The sequence below is a fragment of the Faecalibacterium sp. AF28-13AC genome (genome assembly GCF_003478405.1).
In the GTDB taxonomy this organism is placed as follows: domain Bacteria; phylum Bacillota; class Clostridia; order Oscillospirales; family Ruminococcaceae; genus Faecalibacterium; species Faecalibacterium prausnitzii_E.
Genome location: NZ_QUFG01000001.1, coordinates 289,149 through 310,856, shown reverse-complemented (window position 1 = coordinate 310,856; position 21,708 = coordinate 289,149). Strand labels below are relative to the sequence as shown.

19 protein-coding genes are annotated in these 21,708 nt (G+C 59.8%); 8 read left to right on the top strand and 11 right to left on the bottom strand.

Features of this window, described 5'->3' with window-relative positions; all coding sequences use genetic code 11:
- Positions 1-188: 188 nt before the first annotated feature.
- The 6 genes from DWY95_RS01500 to DWY95_RS01475 form a co-directional block, all read right to left on the bottom strand.
- A complete protein-coding gene (locus tag DWY95_RS01500) occupies positions 189-1,076 on the bottom strand; it encodes an aldose 1-epimerase family protein (protein ID WP_118551743.1) in 888 nt (295 codons plus the stop codon).
- Positions 1,077-1,098: 22 nt separating this feature from the next.
- Positions 1,099-2,061, bottom strand: coding sequence for a D-2-hydroxyacid dehydrogenase (locus tag DWY95_RS01495; RefSeq protein WP_118551741.1), 963 nt, complete (start codon positions 2,059-2,061; stop codon positions 1,099-1,101).
- Entirely contained in the window at positions 2,058-2,789 is a 732-nt protein-coding gene (locus DWY95_RS01490; RefSeq protein ID WP_118551739.1) for an NAD-dependent protein deacylase, read from the bottom strand. The genes DWY95_RS01495 and DWY95_RS01490 overlap by 4 nt, the downstream gene beginning before the upstream one ends.
- A 91-nt stretch (positions 2,790-2,880) precedes the next feature.
- Entirely contained in the window at positions 2,881-3,771 is an 891-nt protein-coding gene (locus DWY95_RS01485) for an NAD(P)H-hydrate dehydratase (RefSeq protein WP_118551737.1), read from the bottom strand.
- Between the two features lie 5 nt (positions 3,772-3,776).
- Positions 3,777-6,374 carry a TetM/TetW/TetO/TetS family tetracycline resistance ribosomal protection protein gene (locus DWY95_RS01480; protein WP_118551735.1) on the bottom strand — a complete coding sequence of 866 codons (2,598 nt, stop codon included), beginning with the start codon at positions 6,372-6,374 and terminating at the stop codon, positions 3,777-3,779.
- A gap of 15 nt (positions 6,375-6,389) precedes the next feature.
- Positions 6,390-6,809, bottom strand: a complete 420-nt coding sequence (locus tag DWY95_RS01475) for a hypothetical protein (RefSeq protein ID WP_118551733.1) — start codon at positions 6,807-6,809, stop codon at positions 6,390-6,392.
- A 376-nt stretch (positions 6,810-7,185) separates the two neighbouring features.
- Here DWY95_RS01475 and DWY95_RS01470 point away from each other — a divergent pair, with 376 nt between their 5' ends.
- The 8 genes from DWY95_RS01470 to DWY95_RS01435 all read left to right on the top strand — a co-directional run bounded on the left by DWY95_RS01470 (position 7,186) and on the right by DWY95_RS01435 (position 16,367).
- Complete coding sequence (locus DWY95_RS01470; protein ID WP_118551731.1) at positions 7,186-9,216, top strand: ABC transporter substrate-binding protein; 2,031 nt, start codon at positions 7,186-7,188, stop codon at positions 9,214-9,216.
- A 465-nt stretch (positions 9,217-9,681) separates the two neighbouring features.
- Positions 9,682-11,709, top strand: coding sequence for an ABC transporter substrate-binding protein (locus tag DWY95_RS01465; protein ID WP_118551729.1), 2,028 nt, complete (start codon positions 9,682-9,684; stop codon positions 11,707-11,709).
- Between the two features lie 118 nt (positions 11,710-11,827).
- Positions 11,828-12,703, top strand: coding sequence for an ABC transporter permease (locus DWY95_RS01460; protein ID WP_243082530.1), 876 nt, complete (start codon positions 11,828-11,830; stop codon positions 12,701-12,703).
- Positions 12,703-13,644 (top strand): ABC transporter permease, encoded by a 942-nt coding sequence (locus DWY95_RS01455; RefSeq protein WP_118551725.1) that lies wholly within the window; start codon positions 12,703-12,705, stop codon positions 13,642-13,644. The genes DWY95_RS01460 and DWY95_RS01455 overlap by 1 nt, the downstream gene beginning before the upstream one ends.
- Before the next feature lie 22 nt (positions 13,645-13,666).
- Positions 13,667-14,722, top strand: a complete 1,056-nt coding sequence (locus DWY95_RS01450; RefSeq protein ID WP_097792636.1) for an ABC transporter ATP-binding protein — start codon at positions 13,667-13,669, stop codon at positions 14,720-14,722.
- Positions 14,715-15,656, top strand: coding sequence for an ATP-binding cassette domain-containing protein (locus DWY95_RS01445; protein WP_118551723.1), 942 nt, complete (start codon positions 14,715-14,717; stop codon positions 15,654-15,656). Before DWY95_RS01450 ends, DWY95_RS01445 begins: the two co-directional genes overlap by 8 nt.
- A gap of 169 nt (positions 15,657-15,825) precedes the next feature.
- Complete coding sequence (locus DWY95_RS01440) at positions 15,826-16,095, top strand: type II toxin-antitoxin system RelB/DinJ family antitoxin (protein WP_118551721.1); 270 nt, start codon at positions 15,826-15,828, stop codon at positions 16,093-16,095.
- Positions 16,092-16,367: a type II toxin-antitoxin system YafQ family toxin gene (locus DWY95_RS01435; protein ID WP_118551719.1), complete on the top strand. Its 276-nt coding sequence runs from the start codon at positions 16,092-16,094 to the stop codon at positions 16,365-16,367. Before DWY95_RS01440 ends, DWY95_RS01435 begins: the two co-directional genes overlap by 4 nt.
- A 92-nt stretch (positions 16,368-16,459) precedes the next feature.
- Here the strand turns inward: DWY95_RS01435 and gpmI are convergent, their stop codons facing one another.
- From gpmI to DWY95_RS01410, 5 genes are all read right to left on the bottom strand, one after another.
- Positions 16,460-17,986, bottom strand: a complete 1,527-nt coding sequence (gpmI, locus tag DWY95_RS01430) for a 2,3-bisphosphoglycerate-independent phosphoglycerate mutase (protein ID WP_118551717.1) — start codon at positions 17,984-17,986, stop codon at positions 16,460-16,462.
- 121 nt (positions 17,987-18,107) lie between these two features.
- Entirely contained in the window at positions 18,108-18,878 is a 771-nt protein-coding gene (tpiA, locus tag DWY95_RS01425; RefSeq protein WP_097792639.1) for a triose-phosphate isomerase, read from the bottom strand.
- 90 nt (positions 18,879-18,968) lie between these two features.
- Positions 18,969-20,177, bottom strand: a complete 1,209-nt coding sequence (locus DWY95_RS01420; protein WP_118551715.1) for a phosphoglycerate kinase — start codon at positions 20,175-20,177, stop codon at positions 18,969-18,971.
- A gap of 251 nt (positions 20,178-20,428) precedes the next feature.
- Entirely contained in the window at positions 20,429-20,632 is a 204-nt protein-coding gene (locus DWY95_RS01415; protein ID WP_097792641.1) for a PTS ascorbate transporter subunit IIC, read from the bottom strand.
- The gene (locus DWY95_RS01410) at positions 20,632-21,633 is read right to left on the bottom strand and encodes an SPFH domain-containing protein (protein ID WP_118551713.1); all 1,002 of its coding nucleotides are present in this window, start codon (positions 21,631-21,633) and stop codon (positions 20,632-20,634) included. Before DWY95_RS01410 ends, DWY95_RS01415 begins: the two co-directional genes overlap by 1 nt.
- Positions 21,634-21,708 lie beyond the last annotated feature (75 nt).

The following is a 21,708-nucleotide window of genomic DNA, read 5'->3' as shown; positions in this document are numbered from 1 at the left end:
CAGCACCCTGTCTGTGACAAAAGTCTCAAGCGAACACATGACATCGGGCATTTCTGCCGTGATGACGCTGCCATGCAGCACCCCGCAGACCCTGCGGAGCGCCCTTTACTCCCTTTTATCGGGTCTCATTAAATCAGACTGCGTCTCCGCTGTCAAGAGGTTTTCCAGATTCTTTGCCAAATTTTACTTCAGCGCTCGAATGTCGTGCTCAGGGTCGTGGCCCAGTGCTGGCCGGGGGCGAGGCAGGCGGCGGCAGCGCGTTCGGTCCAGGCCTGCGGGTCGCTCTCGGCACCGGGCAGGGACTGCCACGGCTCGATGCAGACGAAGCGGACCGGCTTTGCCGGGGCCGACCAGATGAGGGAATACGGGTAGCCCTCGACGTTGCAGACGATGTGGCGGCCGGTGTCCTTTTCGTAGATGCCCAGCGTCCTGGTGCGCAGGCCCGCCATGCAGAAGCTGTCGTTGGCGAAGAGGTCGTCCGTGAGCGGGATGGCGGAGACGTTCTTCCACCGGTAGCCGCATTTGCCGGTCAGCAGGCCGTTGGGGTAAGCATCCAAAATCATCGGGCTTTCGGGCTGGTCGAAGCGGAACTCGTAATCGGTGGTGGTGTGGCTGGCATCAAAGGGGATGCGGAAGGCCGGGTGGTAGCCGATGCCGAAGCGCAGCTCCTCTGCGGCGGTTTCGGGGTTTGCGACCGTCAGGGTGTGGTGGACGGTCTTCCCCTCCAGCCGGAAGGTGCTAGTGAGGACAAAATCGAAGGGGAAGCGCTCGGCCTTGATCGCATCGTCCGAGCGCAGTTCCAGCTCAATGGTGTCGCCCTCGGCGCGGAGCAGGGTGTGCTCCAGATCCCGCGCAAAGCCGTGCTGGCCGCCCTTGTAGGTCTTGCCGCCATGGGTGAAGGTGCCGCCGGGCAGTTTGCCGGTCCAGGGGAAGAGGATGGGCGCATGACGCTTCCAGACCGCCGGGTCGGCCTGCCAGAGCAGCTCTTCGCCCGCTGCATTCTTCAGGCTGACGGCCTCCGCGCCAAGGGTGTCCACGGTCAGCGTCAGAAATTCGTTGTGGATGGTTGCCTGCATGATTCGTTCTCCTTTTTCATTGTTATCGGTTGACGATGTGCTCGCCGTTTCCGTCCAGGAAGGTGCGCAGGTTCCGGGTGGTGATGTCCATCAGGTTCTGCAGCGCTTCCTTTGTCGTCCATGCAATGTGCGGGGTGAGGATGGCGTGGGGTTCCTTCCGGAGCGGGCTGTCCGCCGGGAGGGGTTCGGTGGCAAAGGCGTCGGCCCCGTAAAAGCCCAGCTGCCCGCTGCGGAGCGCCGCCGTGACCGCTGCTTCGTCCACAAGGGCACCGCGCGCGGTGTTCAGCAGGATGGCACCGGGCTTCATCTGCGCCAGCGCCTCCGCACCGATGAGCCCCCGCGTCTGGGGCGTGGCCGGGCAGTGGAGGCTGAGGACGTCGCTCTCCTTCAGCAGGTCGGCAAACGCCACGAACTCCACACCGTCGGCGGCATATTCCGGCCGGACGGTCCGGGTGCAGACGAGTACCCGCATCCCGAATGCTCTGGCGATGCGGGCCGTCTGCCGCCCGATGCTGCCGTAGCCGTAGATGCCGAAGGTCTTGCCGTACAGCTCCCTCTGGGGCAGCAGGCCGTAGCCTGCCGGGATGTCCAGCTGCCACAGGCCGTCCTTGACGGCGCGGTCATACCGCTCGGCACACTGGACGATGGCCAGCAGCAGGCTGAAGGTCATCTGCGCCACGCTGTAGGTCGAGTAGCCGGGCACATTCGCTACGGCCACGCCATGGCGGCGGCAGGCGTCCAGATCCAGATTGTCGGTGCCGGTGGCAATGATGCCCACGAACTTCAGGTTCGGGCACTGGGCCAGAATGGCTTCATCCATCCGGCATTTGTTGAGGAAGACGACCTCGGCATCCCCGATGCGGGGCGCGATCTCCTCGTAGGCCGTGCGGACGTAGCTGGTGGTATCCGGGATGAGGGCCTTGACCCCCGACCAGTCGAGGTCGCCCTCGTGCATGACATAGCGTTCCAGAATGACGGCTTTCATCGCTTCTCCTCCAATTCCACGTCCTCGCGGAGCACCTGCCCGATGGGCTGGGCGATGCACAGGTCTGCGCTTTCGTCCGCCGGGGTGGGCTGCATGTTGATGACGACGAGATGCCGGCCCCGGAAATACCGCAGCAGCCCCGCCGCCGGGTAGACCACCAAACTGGTGCCGCCCACGATGAGGGTATCGGCCCGGCGGATGGCCTGCACGGCCCCGGAGACGACCTCGTCGTCCAGCCCTTCTTCGTATAGCACCACGTCCGGCTTGACGATGCCGCCGCAGTCCGGGCAGCGAGGCACACCGGTGCTGTTGGCGATGAAGTCGATGTCGTAGAACTTGCCGCATCCGGTGCAGTAGTTGCGCAGGGTGCTGCCGTGCAGCTCATAGACCGTTTTGGACCCCGCCGCCTGGTGCAGGCCGTCGATGTTCTGGGTGACGACCGCTTTCAGCCTGCCTTCGCGTTCGAGTTTGGCCAGCCGCAGATGGGCTGCATTGGGCCTTGCCCCTTTCACGATGAGCTTATCGCGGTAAAAACGGTAAAATTCCTCTGGATTTTGTTCCCAGAAGGTGTGGCTCAGGATGGTTTCGGGCGGGTAATCGTATTTCTGATGATACAGCCCGTCCACGCTCCGGAAGTCCGGGATGCCGCTCTCCGTGGAGACGCCCGCACCGCCGAAGAAGACGATGCTGTCGCTCTCCTGGATGATCTTTTCCAGCGCAGGAACCATAACAAAAAACGCCCCTTTCCAGCAGATTTGGTTACACGTCCAGTATAACACAAATCCGGCGGAAAGGAAGCGTTTCTTTTGGTTCTCTGGTTCAGCGGCCGTTCTCGGCAAACAGGGTGCCGAGGGCCGCAAAGAGGTCGTGCGGGAGCATCCCGGCTTCGCCGTGCACGGCGGCGGCGCGGTCGGCAGCGGCCCCGTGGAGGTAGACCGCGCAGACGGCAGCCTCAAAGGCAGGCAGCCCGCAGGCCAGCAGGGCGCTGGTCATACCGGCCAGCACATCGCCGCTGCCCCCGCGCGACAGGCCGGGGTTGCCGGTGGGGTTCACCGCGCACCGGCCATCCGGGGCCGCGATGACCGTCTGCGCCCCCTTGAGCACGACCACGGCGTTCCACGCTCTGGCAAACCGCAGGGCGGTACCCTCCCGGTCGGCGTGGATGGCCGCAGCGGACAACCCGGTCAGCCGGGCCATCTCACCGGGGTGGGGCGTTAAAATCAGTTCACCCTTCGGATGAAGCGTTTTTCCAGCTTGCAGCAGGTCGGCGGCAGCGTTCAGGCCGTCGGCGTCCAGCACGGCACTGCCCGCAAAGCCGGGCAGGAGCGTTTGCACCAGCGTCCGAGTCTCGGCAGCGCGGGCCGCGCTCTGGGCCGTGTAGCCCAGACCCGGCCCCAGCAGAAGGACGGTCGCCTTCTGGCGCTGGATGCGGGGGATGCTCTCCGGCGCGATGCCCCCTTCGGCCCCGGCCTCGCAGGGGCAGAGGCAGCACTCCGGCAGGCGGGCAGACACCGCCGCCAGCACCGGTTCCACGCTGGCCAGCGTGACGATACCCGCGCCGGTGCGCAGAGCGCCCTCCACCGCCAGCGCTGCCGCGCCCCGGTAGCTGGCGCTGCCTGCCACGGCCAGCACGGCCCCGAAGGTGCCCTTGTGGCTGTCCCGCGGGCGGGGGCGAAGACACGTCCAAACATACGCGGCGTCTGTTTTCATAAGGTTTACACCTCTCCCTGCAAATAGTTCCGGATCTCCTTCTCGACCTCCTGCACTTCCTGATGGAACATGCGGGCCGAGACGCGGAGGGCACCGTGACCCAGAATGATGATCTGTTCCATGCCGTCGGAGGTGGCCACGCGGACCCGCCGCCCCTTGCCGATCTCGTGAGTGACATGCTCGATGAACATATCCGCCGTCTCGGCCTCCTTGGTGTAGACGACGTGGATGTTGTGATATTGCTCGATGACGCCGGGGCTGCCCGGCACACGGTAGGCATCGAACACGAGGATGAGTACACACTTTTTGAACCCCTGATAGTTGCACAGGATGTCCATCAGCTTCTTGCGGGCGGCATCAAGGCTCTGTTTGGAGAGCTCGTTCAGCTCATCCCACGCAAAGATGATGTTGTAGCCATCCACCAGCAGGTATTCGGGCGCGATCTCCCACTGCTCGGCGTCAAAATCCGGGCGCTCGGTCTTCCGGGTCGGGCGGAATGCGGCCAGCGGGTCCCGCTTGATGGGGCCATAGGTCTGCTCAAAGATCTTCAGCAGCTCGGCGTCCTCTTCCAGCGTGGCGCGGTAGGCGGCCATCCGGCGGGGCCGGGCAGCGGCCTCTTCCGCCGGGCGGGCGGTCTTGCCCCAGCCGCTGTCCACGTGCATGTGGCTGCGCACCTGTTCCCAGGGCACCACGAACCCTGCCCCATGGGAGCAGAAGACCGAATCCGCCGGGTTGTCGAGGTCGTGTTCCGGCTCGTAGCCGATGGCCGCCAGCACCTCGTCGGTGTTGTGGCAGGGGCGGTAGCCGTCCAGCGTCAGACTCAGGTGCCCCCGGCCCCGCGTGTAGCCCACTACGTCCATCGGGTAGCTGCGCATCGTGGAGGCCGGAGCTGTGCCGGTCAGGGTGGCCGTCTGGCCATCCGGAGCCGTCTGGGGCGGGTCGAAGCTGCCGCCCATCTGCTGGATGTCGTTCATCGCACGGCCCACATTCTCGGCCGGAAGTTCCAGCCGGAAGGCGTACCACGGCTCCAGCAGCTGCGCTTTGTGGATCTGCGCGGCCATCATCAGGCCCTGCCGCACCGCGCGGTAGGTCGCCTGCCGGAAGTCGCCGCCCTCGGTGTGCTTGAGGTGGGCGCGGCCCGCGATGAGGGTGATCTTCACATCGGTCAGCGGGGCACCGGCCAGCACACCGAGGTGCTGTTTTTCTTCGAGATGGGTCAGCACCAGACGCTGCCAGTTCTTGTCCAGCACCTCTTCGCGGCAGTCGGCCGCAAACTGCACCCCGCTGCCGCGGGGCAGAGGTTCCAGCTTGAGGTGGACTTCGGCATAGTGGCGGAGCGGCTCATAGTGGCCCACGCCCTCGATGGCCTCGGTGATCGTCTCCTTATATAAAATGCCGCCGGGGCCGAAGCACACCTCCAGCCCATAGCGCTCTGCCAGCAGGCTCCGGAGCACCTCCAGCTGGATCTCGCCCATGAGCTGGACGTGGATCTCGCCCAGCGTCTCGTTCCAGACGACGTGGAGCTGGGGTTCCTCTTCTTCCAGCCGGTGGAGCTTGCCGAGGGCTGCGTGGACGTCAGCCCCCTCCGGCAGAAGCACCTGATAGCTCAGCACCGGCTCCAGGACCGGCAGGTCGCCGTCCCGCTCTGCGCCCAGCCCCTCGCCGGGGCGGGCTTTGGTCAGGCCGGTGACGGCGCAGACCTGCCCCGGCCCGATGCGCTCGGCCAGCGTATACCTGGCACCGGAGTAAAGGCGGAGCTGGTTGGCCTTTTCGGCCCAGGGCTCCCCGTCCACTTCGCCGGTGAGCTGGGCCTTGACCTTCAGTTCGCCGCCGGTCACGCGCAGCCAGGTCAGCCGGGCCCCCTGCTCATCCTGCGAGATCTTGAACACCCGTGCGCCGAAAGCTTCCAGCGCGGGAGCCGGGCGGGTGAAGCGGTCCAGCCCGGCCAGAAGTTCGTCCACACCCTCCAGCCTGAGCGCTGCGCCGAACCAGCACGGGAAGACATGCCGCCGGGCGATGGCCGGGAGAATGTCGGCATCGGTCAGCTCCCCTTTGTCAAGGACGGTTTCCATCAGCCGCTCGTCGCAGAGGGCCAGCGCTTCGTCGCGGGCGGACGCATCGGCCCCGAAATCCACAAAGCCGTCCCCCAGCCGATGGTTGAGCTGTTCCAGCAGCGCCTCCCGGCCGGGGCCGGGCAGGTCCATCTTATTGAGGAAAACGAAGGTCGGGATGTGATACCGCCGCAGCAGACGCCAGAGCGTCTCCGTGTGGCTCTGGACGCCGTCGGTGCCGCTGATGACCAGCACTGCATAATCGAGCACCTGCAGGGTGCGCTCGGTCTCGGTGGAAAAGTCCACATGGCCGGGGGTATCCAGCAGGGTGAAGTCGGTGTTTCCTGCCGTCAGCAGGGCCTGCTTGGAAAAGATGGTGATGCCGCGCGCCTTTTCCAGCGCGTCGGTGTCGAGAAAGGCGTCCTTGTGGTCCACGCGGCCCAGCTTCCGGATAGCACCGGCGCGGTAGAGCATGGCTTCGGAAAGGGTGGTCTTGCCGGAGTCCACATGGGCGAGGATGCCCACCACCAGCTGCTTGTGCGGGTTTTCCATGGTCTGCACCCTTCCTTATAAAAAGCTGATGCAGAGCGCCACCACCACCAGCGGCACCCCCAGCACCAGATTGGAGAGCATACTGCAATAGGTGCGCTCCTCCGGCTCCAGCTCCTCAAAGGAGACGATCTTCTCGTCGACATAGTCCATGATGGAGCGGGTGGCATGGAACTTTTTCTGCGGCTTGATCCCCTTGAACTCTTCGAGCAGGTGGTGGATGGTCAGGCCGTCCAGCCGCATATAGTCCACCCACGCCCAGATGAGCAGCACCACGCCGCACAGAAAGCCCGGTGCCTCCCACATGGAGAAGGTTCCATCGCTGACATACCGCTCCCACAGCAGCATCAGCACAGCCACGATGGAAGTGCGGGTCACAGTTTTATATAAGATGGGATGAAGCATATAGCCTTTGTACATCGCGCGTAGTTTTTTCATGGTTTGCTCCTTATTCCGATACAGATTCATTTTATTGTAGCATGTTTTTATGAAAAAAGATAGCAGAATCGTCCATGGTGAAAAAACAGTCCACTTTTTTCTTTGGAAGCCTGCCGCTTCCCGCGGTCCCCCGGCGCTTTGGATTCTTTTGCATTTTTCCGCTGCTGCTTTTCATGCAAAAGCGGCTGTCACCCTTTTGTTTCCAATTTATTGCTTTAATACATTGACTTCTTTTCAATACAGTGCTAAAATATTTGGAGTGCGACTTTTGCCCTTCCTGTGCATTTTTTCGTGGAGGACAGGCCACACTCGTTCAGGAATAGGAAAAAACAGCGCAGGCAGACCGCCTGTGCCAGAGATCTGGGAGGATCCATCCATGAGTATCAATTTTGAGTCTCACAAGCTCGACCGCCGCAGCTTCCTCAAGGGCGCAGGCATGGTCGGCGCAGCTGGGCTGCTGGCTGCCTGCGGCGGCAAGTCCGACAACGGCAGCACCGGCGGCTCCACCAGCGGTGCCGCAGCCCCCAACACCACCGGCGCCACCCCGCTGAAGGAGTTCATCTCCTTTGAGAGCGGCAACCGGGAGCTGGAAAGCTGGAATATGCTGTACACCCAGAGGGCTGAGGACGCCAACGTGGTCACCAACCTGTGGGACGGCCTGCTGAGCTTCGACTGCTACGGCAAGGTCGTGCCCGCCATCGCTTCCAGCTGGGAGCACAACGACGATTCCACCGTCTGGACCTTCCACCTGCGCGATGACGTCGATTGGGTCGATGCCAACGGCGAGGTAAAGGATCACCTGACCAGCAAGGACTTCCTGGTCGGCTTCGAGTGGGTCATGAACGCCTACAAGAATGAGGCCAACAACACCTCCATGCCCAACGATACCGTCGTGGGCGCTGCCGATTACTACGAGCAGACCAAGGCAGCCGGCGACGCTGCTGCCGACATGACCTATGAGGACATGCTGGCTGCCGGTGTCGGCATCGAGGCTCCCGATGACTACACTCTGGTCTTCACCTGCAAGGATCCCTGCCCGTACTTCGACACCGTGGCGGCTTACAACAGCTTCTACCCCGTCGCTCCCGCCCTGCTCGACGAGCTGGGCATCGAGGGCTTCCGCGGCTGCGACAACACCACCATGTGGTACAACGGCCCGTATGTCGTCGAGGAGTATATCCAGGGCAACACCAAGAGCTATATCCCCAACCCCAGCTACTACGATGCAGCCAACGTCAGCCGCTTTGAGCGCCTGACCATCACCATGATCTCCGATGGCACCATCAGCCTGCAGCTGTACGAGAACCGTGAGCTGGACGAGGTCGATCTGGGCGAGAGCAGCATCGCCACCATTCAGGCCGATCCTTCCAACGTGTTCAACCAGCAGATGTGCGAGAAACGCCCCAAGAAGTTCAGCTACTGCTTCATCTTCAACTACGACAAGCGCAAGGCCGACGGCACCGCCGATGAGAACTGGAACAAGGCCATCGCCAACAAGGCATTCCGCCAGTGCTTCTCCAAGGGTCTGGAGCTGTCCAAGTTCTACTCTCGCTACAACCCCATCAACCCGCTGAAGTGCGAGAACGACTTCTTTACCATGAGCGGCCTGTGCTACACCACCGACGGCACCGATTACACCAGCCTGGTCGCTAAGGAGCTGGGTCTGGACGGCGAGAAGTATGATGGCAAGACCATGAAGCGTCTGCGCGCCAACAACGGCGACATCACCGACCTGAAGAAGCAGGCCATGGACGAGCTGAGCGCCATCGGCGTCACCTTCCCGGTGCACTGCTCTTACTATATCCTGGCCGGTTCCACCACCGCTCTGGACAGCGCGACCGTCCTGAAGCAGTGCTTCACCGACAGCTTCGGCGATGACTTCATCGTGCTGGACATCGAGACCTTCGTCTCCTCCACCATGAAGGAGGTCGTGGCACCCAAGCTGCAGAGCTTCGTCCACATGGGCTGGGGCGCTGACTTCGGCGATCCCATCAACTTCCTGGCCCAGATCATCGTCCACGACGACAACGCTTACTACAGCTGCAACATGACCAACATCGAGGGCATCGCCGAGAACGGTGCCGCCGATTACCAGAAGGATCTGGTGGCTGCCTACGAGCAGTTCACCGACCTGGTCAACGAGGGCCGCGTCATCGTCAACGACACCGATGCACGCTACGCTGCCTTCGCAAAGGCTGAGGCCTACTTCCTGGAGGAGAACCTGATCTTCCCCACCGTCTACGATGTGACCTGGTGCCTGACCCACGCCAACGAGTACAGCAAGATCAACGCCATGTACGGCCCCTGCAACTACAAGGCGGTCAACTGGGAGACCAGCGAAGAGGCTTACACCACCGAGCAGTACGAGGAGTTCGCCGCTGCTTTCGATGCAGCCACCCAGGCCTGATCGGTTTTTGAGCGCATTCTAAGTTAAGCACTTTTCCCCCGGCGGGAGCTGTTCGCAAAGCGGATGGCTCCCGCTCTTTTATTATGTAAAGTGTTTCACACCTGTTCGTTTGTGAAGAACAATTTCGGTTGTTTTGTCTTTCAAAAGCAGTGTTAAACTTTTTGCATCCTTCGTCAGACAAAAACAAATATATTTCATCGTTTTCCACAGTCTATCTTTCTTTTTTGAAGAGGTTCCTGTCCATGCTCCATTGACAGCTTATTCTTTTAATGATATAATAATCAGCGTGTTAAGGTTTTGCGGGAGGAGCACAGGCACAGACAGAGGGGTCTGTATCTGCGCTCTTTTGTATTCCTCAGCAGTACAGGAGATGCGAAGCTCCCGCAAAGGAGTGGGAAACAAGCAGGACAACGTGCCCTGCACCATGCACCGAAGCACGGAAAAAATTCTAGGGAGGATAACACAATGAACATCAATCACGAGTCTCATGCAATCAGCCGCCGCAGCTTTCTGAAGGCTTCCGGCGTTGTTGGTGCCGCCGGCATCCTGGCAGCCTGCGGCGGCAGCTCCAGCAGCTCCACCGCCGCTTCTTCCGGCGCAACCAGCGCCCCCAACACCACCGGCGCTACTCCGCTGAAGGAGTTCATCTCCTGGGAGAGCACCAACCGTGAGCTGGAGAGCTGGAACATGCTGTACAGCCAGATGGCTTCCGACATGAATGTCACCACCAACCTGTGGGAGGGCCTGCTGAGCTTTGACTGCTACGGCAAGGCTGTGCCTTCCGTGGCCAAGGAGTGGAGCCACAACGAGGACTCCTCCGTCTGGACCTTCAACCTGCGCGACGATGTCGACTGGGTGGACGTCAACGGCGAGGTCAAGGCTCACCTGACCAGCAAGGACTTCCTCGTGGGTCTGGAGTGGGTGCTGAACGCAGCCAAGAACCAGGCCAACAACACCTCCATGCCCAACGAGACTCTGGTGGGCGCTGCGGACTACTACCAGAAGACCAGCGACATGGGCGACGCTGCTGCCGACCTGACCTACGAAGATATGCTGGCCGCCGGTGTGGGCGTTGAGGCTACCGATGATTACACCCTGGTCTTCACCTGCAAGGCTCCCTGCCCGTACTTTGATACCGTGGCGGCCTACACCAGCTTCTACCCCGTCTCTGAGGATCTGATCACCGAGCTGGGCATCGAGGGCTTCCGTGCCTGCGACTACACCAACATGTGGTACAACGGCCCGTATGTGGTGGAGGAGTTCATCAGCCAGAACACCAAGAGCTACATCCCCAACCCCAACTACTATGGTGCAGACGATGTGTCCCGCTTCGACCGCTTCACCGTTACCATGATCAGCGACGGCACCGTTACCTTCCAGCTGTATCAGAACCGTGAGCTGGACGAGATGGATGTGGGCGAGAGCACCCTGACCACCATCCAGGCCGATCCTTCCAGCGAGTACAATCAGCAGCTGTGCGAGAAGCGCCCCAAGAAGTTCAGCTACCAGATGCACTTCAACTATCAGAAGAACAACGAGGACGGCACCCCCGACGACAACTGGAACAAGGCCATCGCCAACACCGCCTTCCGTCAGTGCTTCTACAAGGGCCTGGAGCTGACCAACTGGTATGCACGTACCAACAAGATCAACCCCCTGAAGTGCGAGAACGACTACTACACCATGCCGGGCGTCTGCTACAACACCAAGGGCGAGGAGTACTCCACCCTGGTCGCCAAGGAGATGGGCTTCGACAAGGAGTCTTATGACGGCAAGACCATGATCCGCCTGCGCGCCAACAATGGCGACATCGCGGACCTGAAGAAGCAGGCTATGGACGAGCTGAGCGCCATCGGCGTCACCTTCCCCGTCCACGCTGCTTACTACATCATCGCCAGCAACTCCACCGCTCTGGACAGCGCAACCGTCCTGAAGCAGTGCTTCACCGACAGCTTCGGCGATGACTTCATCGTGCTGGACATCAAGACCTTCGTCTCCTCCATCACCCAGGAAGTCCGCAATCCTCAGCTGCAGAGCTTCGTCATCAACGGCTGGGGCGCTGACTTCGGTGACCCCGTCAACTTCGTTGGTCAGGAGATCCTGCACGACGACAACGCCTACTACAGCTGGTACTACTCCAACATCGCTAAGATCGTCGAGGCCGGCCCCGCTGACTGGCAGAAGGATCTGGTGGCCTGCTACGAGGAGTTCACCGATCTGGTCAACACCGCAAAGGCCATCGTCGATGATACCGATGCCCGCTATGCTGCCTTCGCAAAGGCTGAGGCCAGCATGCTGAACAACGTTCTGGCCTGCCCCTGCTACTTCGAGGTGGCCTGGACTCTGACCCACGCCAACGAGTACAGCAAGATCAACGCCATGTACGGTCCCTGCAACTACAAGGCTGTCAACTGGGAGACCAGCGAAGAGGCTTACACCACCGAGCAGTACGAGGAGTTCGCTGCTGCATTCGATGCTGCCACCAAGGCCTGAGTTTTCCACCGCACCCCAAAATAAAAGTTAAAGGTTCGATAACATGTTAAAATACACGGTTAAGCGGCTGCTCCAGTCGCTTGTCACAATCTTTTTAATCGCAACAGCCGTCTTTTTGATGATGCGCTGTCTGCCGACGGACTACTACTTCACTGAGGAACAGCTCATGAAGTTCACCGATCAGCAGAAGACCGCTGCTCTGGAAGCAGCCGGCCTGACCGACCCCATCCCCACCCAGCTGATCAAGTTCTACAACGATCTGCTGCACCTGGACTTCGGCACATCCCGCCGCATCCAGAACGGTGCATCGGTGGTCAAGGTCATCGGCAAAAAGTTCGGCGTCTCGATGCGCCTGGGCCTCACCGCCTCCGGCATCTCTCTGGTGCTGGGTGTGCTGATGGGCATTCTGCAGGCCGCATTCAAGGACAAAGTGTTCGACTGGATCGGCACGGCTTACACCGTGTTCGTCAACGCAGTTCCTTCTCTGGTCTCGTATTCGCTGGTCCTGGTCTTCGGCTCCAAGTACCTGGGCTTCCCCACGCTGTACTCCACCCGCAATGTGGGTGCGTCCAGCGTGCTGCCCATCACCTGCCTGTCGCTGGCTTCCATTGCAGGCTATGCCCTGTGGACCCGCCGCTACATGGTCGATGAGCTCACCCGCGACTACATCAAACTGGCGCGTGTCAAGGGCCTGAGCTCCCGCGAGATCATGTTCAAGCACGTGCTGCGCAACGCCATGGTCCCCATGGTGCAGTATATCCCCCAGTCCATCCTGCTGACGGTCGGCGGCTCTCTGCTGATGGAGCGCTTCTTCTCCGTCCCCGGCATGGGCCCCCTGCTGACCGACGCCATCCAGCGTTATGACCTGAACGTCGTGCAGACGCTGGTCATCCTGTATGCCGTTCTGGGCATCGTGGGTGTTTTCCTGGGCGACGTGCTGATGATGGTGGTCGACCCGCGTATTACTCTGACCGGAAAGGAGGAAGCTCGCTGATGGCTAAGGCATCGGATTTTGAGGGCAAGAAGCAGGACGAACTGTTCTACTTCGTCGAATACTCTCCGGAAGAAGCCGAGCGCATCGGCTATTCCAACTATTCCTACTGGGGTTCCGTCATCCAGAACTTCCTCAAGCAGAAGGTCGCTGTCTTCTGCCTGATCCTGTTCCTGGCACTGAGCGTGTTCTCTTTCATCGCACTGGCCATTGGCAAGTACGATTACACCACCCTGATCTCGGATACGAGCAAGGCATTCATCAAGCCGAACAGCGAATACTGGTTCGGCACCGACAACCTCGGCCGTGACTACTGGTGCCAGGTGTGGTACGCCACCCAGGTCTCCATCCGTCTGGCTCTGGTCGTTGCCGTTGGCGAGAGCATCGTCGGCGTCATCTTCGGCCTGATCTGGGGCTACGTCCGCAGCCTGGACCGCTTCTTCACGGAGCTGTACAACCTGATCGACAACGTGCCCTATATCATCTATATGACCCTGATCGCCCTGATGGTCGGTCAGAGCTTCTGGATCATGGCCATTTCGATGATCGCCATCAACTGGCTGTCCATGGCGCGCCGTGTCCGCAACATGGTCTTCATGTTCCGTGACCGCGAGTACAACCTCGCTTCCCGCTGCCTTGGCACCCCGCTGTGGCGTGTTCTGACCAAGAACATCCTGCCGTATCTGGTCTCTGTCATCATCCTGCGCATGGCGCTTTCCATCCCCGGCACCATCAACCTGGAGTCTACGCTGTCCTACCTGGGCCTGGGCCTGGGCATCGACACCCCGTCTCTGGGCCTGCTCCTGAGCAAGGTGCGCGGCTTCTTCCTGGATTACCCGTACCTGCTGGTCTTCCCTGCATCCATCGTGTCCATCATCTCGATCTCGTTCTACATCATGGGCAACGCTTTGTCGGATGCGGCAGACCCGCGCAACCACGTTTGATAGATTGGAGAGAGAAACGTAAATGGATAGAAAACCGATTATCTCTGCCAAAGACGTGGAGATCACTTTTAGCCTGCGCGGCCGCAAACTGAACGCCATCCGCAAGTGCTCGCTGGACCTGTATGAGGGCGAGACCCTCGCCATCGTCGGCGAGTCCGGCTCCGGCAAGTCCGTGTTCACCAAGACCTTTGTGGGCATGCTGGATGCCAACGGTACCATCACCGGCGGTTCCATCCTGTACGAAGGCCGCGATATGACCAAGTTCACCGAAAAGGACTGGCTTGGCGTCCGCGGTAAGAAGATCGCCATGGTCATGCAGGACCCGATGACCAGCCTGAACCCGCTGAAGAAGATCGGCAAGCAGATCCAGGAGAGCATCGAGCATCACCAGGGCCTGAAAGGCGAAGCCGCCAAGAAGGCCGCCATTGAGATGCTGGGCAAGGTCGGCATCCCCGACCCGGAGCGCCGCTACGAGCAGTATCCGCATGAGTTTTCCGGCGGTATGCGCCAGCGTGTCGTCATCGCCATTGCAGCGGCCTGCCGCCCGCAGATCCTGATCTGCGACGAGCCGACCACCGCACTGGATGTGACCATCCAGGCGCAGATCCTGCAGCTCATCCGCGATCTGCAGAAAGAGTTGGGCATGTCCGTCATCTACATCACCCATGACCTGGGTGTTGTGGCCAACGTGGCAGACCGCGTGGCCGTCATGTATGCCGGCCAGATCGTGGAATACGGCACCGTTCAGGAGATCTTCTACGACGCATGGCATCCCTACACCTGGGCGCTGCTGCAGGCTCTGCCGCAGCTGGGCACCAAGGGCGAGAGCCTGCCCACCGTGGATGGCACTCCCCCGAACCTGTTCAACGAGATCCATGGCGATGCTTTCGCCCCCCGCAACAAACATGCGCTGGCGATCGACTTCGTGGCAGAACCTCCGTTCTTCCAGGTGTCCGAGACCCATGCAGCAAAGACCTGGTATCTGGACCCGCGCGCGCCCAAGATCGAGCGCCCGCACTCCATCCAGAACCTTCGTGAGAAAATGGGAAAGATGGGAGGTTCCAACTTAAATGGCTGAGCGTGAAAAGCTGATTGAGCTGAAAGACCTTCAGATCACCTTTGGCTCTGGCAAAAAGAAATTTGTGGCTGTGGACCATGTCAATTTTGACATCTACAAGGGCGAGACCTTCTCGCTGGTCGGCGAGTCCGGCTCCGGCAAGACCACTATTGGTCGTGCCATCTGCCGCATCAACCCGACCTCCGGCGGCGACATCCTCTTCAAAGGCCAGAAGATCAACGGCAAGATCTCCAAAGAGCTGGACCAGGAGGTCATCCGCAAGATCCAGATGATCTTCCAGGACCCCATGGCATCCCTGAACGAGCGCGCCAAGGTCGAGTACATCGTGGCTGAAGGTCTGCTGAACCACCACCTGTACAAAGACCAGGAAGACCTGCACAACAAGGTCATGGACGCGCTGCACGAAGTCGGCCTGCTGCCGGAGTTCGCTTCCCGCTTCCCGCACGAGTTCTCCGGCGGCCAGCGTCAGCGCATCGGCATCGCCCGTGCTCTGGTCATGCAGCCGGAGTTCATCGTGGCCGATGAGCCCATCTCGGCTCTGGACGTCTCCATCCGCGCACAGGTTCTGAACCTGCTGAACGAGATGAAGAAAAGCCGCGGTCTGACCTACCTGTTCATCGCACATGACCTGTCGGTCGTCCGGTTCATCTCGGACCGCATTGCCGTCATCAGCAAGGGCCGTATCGTGGAGCTGGCCGAGGCGGAAGAGCTGTTCCTCCATCCGCTGCACCCCTACACCAAAGCCCTGCTGAGCGCCGTTCCCATCCCCGACCCCTCTCTGGAGAAGAACAAGAAGCTGCTTGTTTATGATCCGTCCATCCACGATTACAGCGTGGAGAAGCCGGTCTGGGAAGAGATCGCCAACGGTCACTTCGTCTATGGCAACCAGCGCGAGCTGGAAGGCTACCGCAAGGAGTACGAAAGCCAGCTTTAAGCTGAACCGCTTTCCGGTATTTTAACACAAATGCCCCGCCGTTTGAGGGAGACCTCAGCGGCGGGGTTTTGTGTTTGACACAGCATCGTCAAAATGATATAATAGCAACGAGAAAGACGCATTCGTTGCGTCCGCATTCTCAACAAGAACCGAAAGAGGTGGAGATACGATGACAACTTTGAATATTCCGATTGATGAAAAAGTCGAAAAAGAAGCGGAAGAGCTGTTCTCTGATTTTGGTCTTGATATTCCTACGGCTGTCAACATCTTTCTGCGGCAGTCCATTCGTGAAAACTGTATTCCCTTCAACATTGAGCGGGAAGTTCCAAATGCCGACACGATCGCTGCCATGCGAGAAGCAGAAGAGATGAAAAAACATCCTGAAAAGTATAAAGGCTATCACGATGTGGATGAAATGATGAAGGATCTGTTGGCATGAAATACGAGATCAAGCCTTCTTCACGATTCAAAAAGGATATGAAGCTGGTCAAAAAGCGTGGTTATGACCCCCGACTGATTGAAACTGTCATCAAAACACTTGCCAATGGGGAGCCGCTGGACAAAAAGTACAGAGACCATATCCTCGTCGGTGATTATTCCGGCTTTCATGAATGTCACATTACACCGGACTGGCTGCTCATCTACCAGATCTATGATGAGGAGCTCTATTTGCTTTTGTCCCGAACCGGAACACACAGCGATCTCTTTTAATGATGAAAACAGCAGCGCCCCGCAGGGACCTTCTCAGAAGGCTCTGCGGGGCGCTGCTATGTGATTCAGGAGATCTTCTCGAAAAAGAATGCTTACTCCACGATGATGCTCTTACCGGTCATCTCTGCGGGGACAGGCAGGCCGATATAGGGCAGCATGGTGGGCGCAATGTCGGCCAGGCAGCCGCCCTCGCGCAGCTTCACATCGCCGCAGCCAATGGCCACAAAGGGCACCACATTGGTGGTGTGTGCGGTGAAGGGAGTGCCGTCGGGGTTCTTCATCTTCTCCGCATTGCCGTGATCGGCGGTCAGGAAGGCGCAGCCGCCCGCATCCAGCACAGCGGTGACAACTTCCTTGACGGCAGCGTCCACGGCCTCTACGGCCTTCACAGCGGCCTCAAAGACGCCGGTGTGGCCGACCATGTCGCAGTTGGCGAAGTTCAGGATGATGACATCATACTTGCCGCTCTCGATCCGCTGCTTGCACTCTGCAGCGACCTCCGGAGCGCTCATCTCCGGCTGCAGATCGTAGGTGGCCACCTTCGGGCTGGGGATGACGCAGCGATCCTCCCCCGCGTAGGGCGCCTCGACACCGCCGTTGAAGAAGAAGGTGACGTGTGCGTACTTCTCGGTCTCGGCGATGCGCAGCTGGGTCTTGCCGTTCTCGGACAGGTACTGGCCCAGAACGTTCTTCAGCTCCACAGGAGGATAGGCGACCTCGCAGTTGGGCATGGTGGCGTCATACTCGGCCATGCAGACGTAGTGGACCTGCTTGCGGCCGCCGCGGCGCTCAAAGCCGGTGAAGGCGTCATCGCAGAAGATACGGGTCATCTGGCGGGCACGGTCGGGGCGGAAGTTCATGAAGATGACGGTGTCGCCGTCCTGCACACGGCCGCCCTCGCAGGTGACACAGGGCAGAACGAACTCGTCGGTCTTGTCGTTGGCATAGGATGCCTCGATCGCCTCTGCAGCGTTGGCATACTGCCCGCCCTCGCCGTAGACAAATGCCGCGTAGGCCTTCTCCTCACGGTCCCAGTTGTTGTCGCGGTCCATGGCGTAGTAACGGCCGGAGACGCTGGCGATCTTGCCGATGCCCAGCTCATCGAGCTTGGCCTGCAGGTCGGCCAGGAAGCCCTTGCCGGAGTGCGGGTCGGTATCACGGCCGTCGGTGATGCAGTGGAGATAGACCTCCTTGGCACCCATGTGCTTGGCCATTTCCAGCACACCGAACCAGTGGTCGGCGTGGCTGTGGACGCCGCCGGTGCCGACCAGGCCCATCAGGTGGATGGCCTTCCCTGCGTCGATGGCAGCTTTCATGTTCTTGACGAGGACCGGGTTCTTGAGCATCTCGCCGTCCCGGATGGACTTGGTGATGAGGGTCAGCTGCTGATAAACGATGCGGCCTGCGCCCATGTTGGTGTGGCCGACCTCAGAGTTGCCCATCTGGCCGTCGGGCAGGCCGACTGCCATGCCGGAAGCGTCGATGGTGGTCATGGGGTACTTTGCCATCAGAGAGTCGATAAACGGCTTGTTTGCGGCGGCCACAGCGTTGCCGTAGGTCTCGTTGGGGGTCCAGCCAAAGCCGTCCATGATGCAGAGCATTACGGGTTTCTTGGACATAAATGGTATCTCCTTTGATTTTGAACTAAAAAGCGCCCGGCTTCAGCGCTTGCAAACGGCGCGGCCGGGCGCTGGGGTGATTTGTAAAAGGCAGTGTGCGATGCGGGGGAAGCTCTGTTTCTCAGCCCTTGGTCGCAGCGTTGACGATGACTGCAAAATCCGGAGCCTTCAGGGAAGCGCCGCCGATCAGGCCGCCATCGACGTCCTTCTTGCTCAGCAGCTCTTCGCAGTTCTTTGCATTCATGCTGCCGCCGTACTGCACGGTGGTCGCCTCGGCCACGGCCTCGCCGTAGACCTCACCGATGACCTTGCGGATCTGGCCGCAGACTTCCTCTGCCTGGTCTGCCGTAGCGGTCTTGCCGGTGCCGATGGCCCAGATGGGCTCATACGCGATGACGACGTTGGCCATCTGCTCTGCGGTGACATCGCGCAGAGCGATCTTGGTCTGCATCCGGACCAGCTCCTCAGTCACGCCCTCTTCGCGCTGCTCCAGGCTCTCGCCCACGCAGATGATGACCTTCAGGCCCGCGTTCAGCGCAGCCAGAGCGCGCTTGTTGACGGTCTGGTCGGTCTCTGCAAAGTACTGGCGGCGCTCGGAGTGGCCGACGATGACGTACTCCACGCCCAGATCCACCAGCATCTCTGCGCTGATCTCACCGGTGAACGCACCGGACTTCTCGAAGTGGACGTTCTCTGCACCGACATGGATGTTGGTGCCCTTGGTCTTTTCCACAGCCGTCACCAGATCGGTGAACGGAGTGCAGATGACGACCTCGCAGGAAGCATCCTTGACGGCGGGGATCAGCTCGTCCACCAGCTTGGCTGCTTCCGAAGCGGTCTTGTTCATCTTCCAGTTGCCTGCAATGATTGCCTTACGCTTTGCCTTATCCATGATCTCTATCTCCTTCTATTTACCTACGTACCAAAAAAGGTGCGGCGGCGCCATGCCGCCGCACCTCGATCCTGCTGTTGCGAGCGCGAATTATGCGTTCTGGATGACAGCGATACCGGGCAGCTCCTTGCCCTCCAGATACTCCAGAGAAGCGCCGCCGCCGGTGGAGATGTGGGTCATCTTATCGCCCAGACCCATCTGCTGGACTGCTGCTGCGCTGTCGCCGCCGCCGATGACGGTGGTAGCGCCGCTCTCAGCCATCGCCTGTGCCACAGCCAGGGTGCCTGCTGCCAGAGTCGGGTTCTCGAAGACGCCCATGGGGCCGTTCCAGACAACGGTCTTGGAAGCCTTGACGGCCTCAGCAAACAGCTTGGTGCTCTCCGGGCCGATGTCGCAGCCTTCCATATCGGCAGGCATTGCGGTCACGGGCACAACGGTGGTCTCGACGGGTGCGTCGATGGGATCGGGGAAGTCCTTGATGCAGACGGCATCGACGGGCAGGAGCAGCTTGACGCCCTTCTCCTGAGCCTTTGCCATCATCTCCTTGCAGTAGTCCAGCTTGGAGTCATCGCACAGGCTCTTGCCGACTTCGTAGCCCTGTGCCTTGATGAAGGTGTAAGCCATGCCGCCGCCGATGATCAGGGTATCGACCTTCTCCAGCAGGTTGGAGATGACGTTCAGCTTATCGGCGACCTTTGCGCCGCCCAGGATGGCGGTGAAGGGACGCTCCGGGTCGTTGACAGCATTGCCCAGGTACTTGATCTCCTTCTCCATCAGGTAACCGACAGCGGTATCCTTGACGTAGTCGGTGACACCGGCGGTGGAGCAGTGTGCACGATGGCAGCTGCCGAAAGCGTCGTCCACATATGCGTCCGCCAGAGAAGCCAGCTCCTCGGAGAACTCCGGCATATTCTTGGTCTCTTCCTTGCGGAAACGGGTGTTCTGGAGCAGGACAACGTCGCTGTTGTTCATGGCAGCCACAGCAGCCTTTGCGTTCTCGCCCACGACGTTGTCGTCATCTGCGAACACAACGGTCTTGCCCAGCTTTGCGCTCAGGGCAGCTGCAACGGGAGCCAGGCTGAATTTTGCCTCAGGGCCGTTCTTGGGCTTGCCCAGGTGGCTGCACAGGATGACCTTTGCGCCATCATTGAGCAGCTTCTGGATGGTGGGCAGAGCTGCGTTGATGCGGTTCTCGTTGGTGATGACGCCGTCCTTCATCGGGACGTTGAAGTCGCAGCGGACCAGAACCTTCTTGCCGCAGTAATTCTCGTCGTCGATCGTCTTCTTACCTAAACCCATGGTAATAAACTCCTCTCAAATTCTTTTCATCGGAATCGAATTTCACTCGTTATCGGGGCTTGCCTCCCCGTACACTTCTATTATAAACAAAAACTGTGTGGTTTGCAAGGACAGAAGATAGATAATTTATTAACAAACTTTCCCCGTATCCCGGTGGAAATGTGTCTATTTTGACTGAAAGGTGAAGCAACTCCCCTTTTTCATGAAAAAAGGAACCTCTGAAAAGCATTTTTTCCAAAGGTTCCCTTCTCTTATTTGAGATCCAGTTCCGGCGGCAGGTCGATCTCATCTGAGACATACTTGCCATTCTTCTTCCGTTGACGCACACACTCGGTGAGCAGATACTCGATCTGCCCGTTCACCGAGCGGAAATCATCTTCAGCCCACGCGGCAAGGGCTTCGTAGAGCTTTGCGTTCAGGCGGAGCGGGATCTGTTTTTTGGGTTCTGCTGCCATCAGTAGAGGCTGCCGCTGTTCACAATGGGCTGAGCGTCACGGTTGCCGCAGAGCACGACCAGCAGGTTGGAGACCATTGCTGCCTTGCGCTCATCGTCGAGCTCTACCACCTTGTTTTCATTCAGGCGTTCCAGTGCCATTTCCACCATGCCGACGGCACCGTCCACGATCATCTTACGGGCGTCGATGATGGCGCTGGCCTGCTGGCGCTGCAGCATGACGGCTGCGATCTCCGGCGCATAGGCCAGATAGGTGATGCGAGCTTCGATGATCTCGATGCCGGCCTCGGTCACATTTTTCTGGATCTCGTCCTGGATGCGCTTGGCCACGACCTCGGACGAACCGCGCAGGCTGCCTTCGTCGGCGATGCCGTCACCGGTGGTGTCCACATTGGGGGCCACATCGTAGGGGTAGACCCGCACGACGTTGCGCAGGGCGCTGTCGCACTGAAGGGACAGGTACTCTTTGTAGTTGTCCACATTGAAGACGGCTTTCGCGGTATCGGTCACGCGCCAGATGACGGCAATGCCGATCTCGACCGGGTTGCCCAGGCAGTCGTTGATCTTCTGGCGGGAGTTGTTCAGGGTCATGATCTTGAGGGAGATCTTTTTGCCATCCTGCTCCCGGCTCGCCTGCACGACAGGCATCTTCTGGACGTCGCCGCTCTGGCTCAGCACTGTGCCCGCGGCGGGGTTGACGGAGGTGCAGAAGGGATTCACCCAATAGAAGCCCTCCCCTTTCAGGGTGCCGATGTAGTCGCCGAAGAGGGTCAGCACCAATGCTTCCTCCGGCTTCAGCACCTTCAGGCCGCAGAGCAGGAAAATGCCGACGATGCCATAGACGATGCTCAGCACCATCAAAATCACGCCCGGCACGTTATGTTCTGCCGTGAGCAGTATCCCACCCAGCACGAACACGATGATGGCCGCAACATAGCCGAGCAAGGTCAGCAGCAGCATCGTCATTCCGTTCTTCTTCGTTTGCAAGATCTTCTCTTCCATGTAAGATCCCTCCTTATCGGGTCTGGAAGTGTTTCTATCTGATATCAAAATCATATCATGTTGTGTTTCATCTGT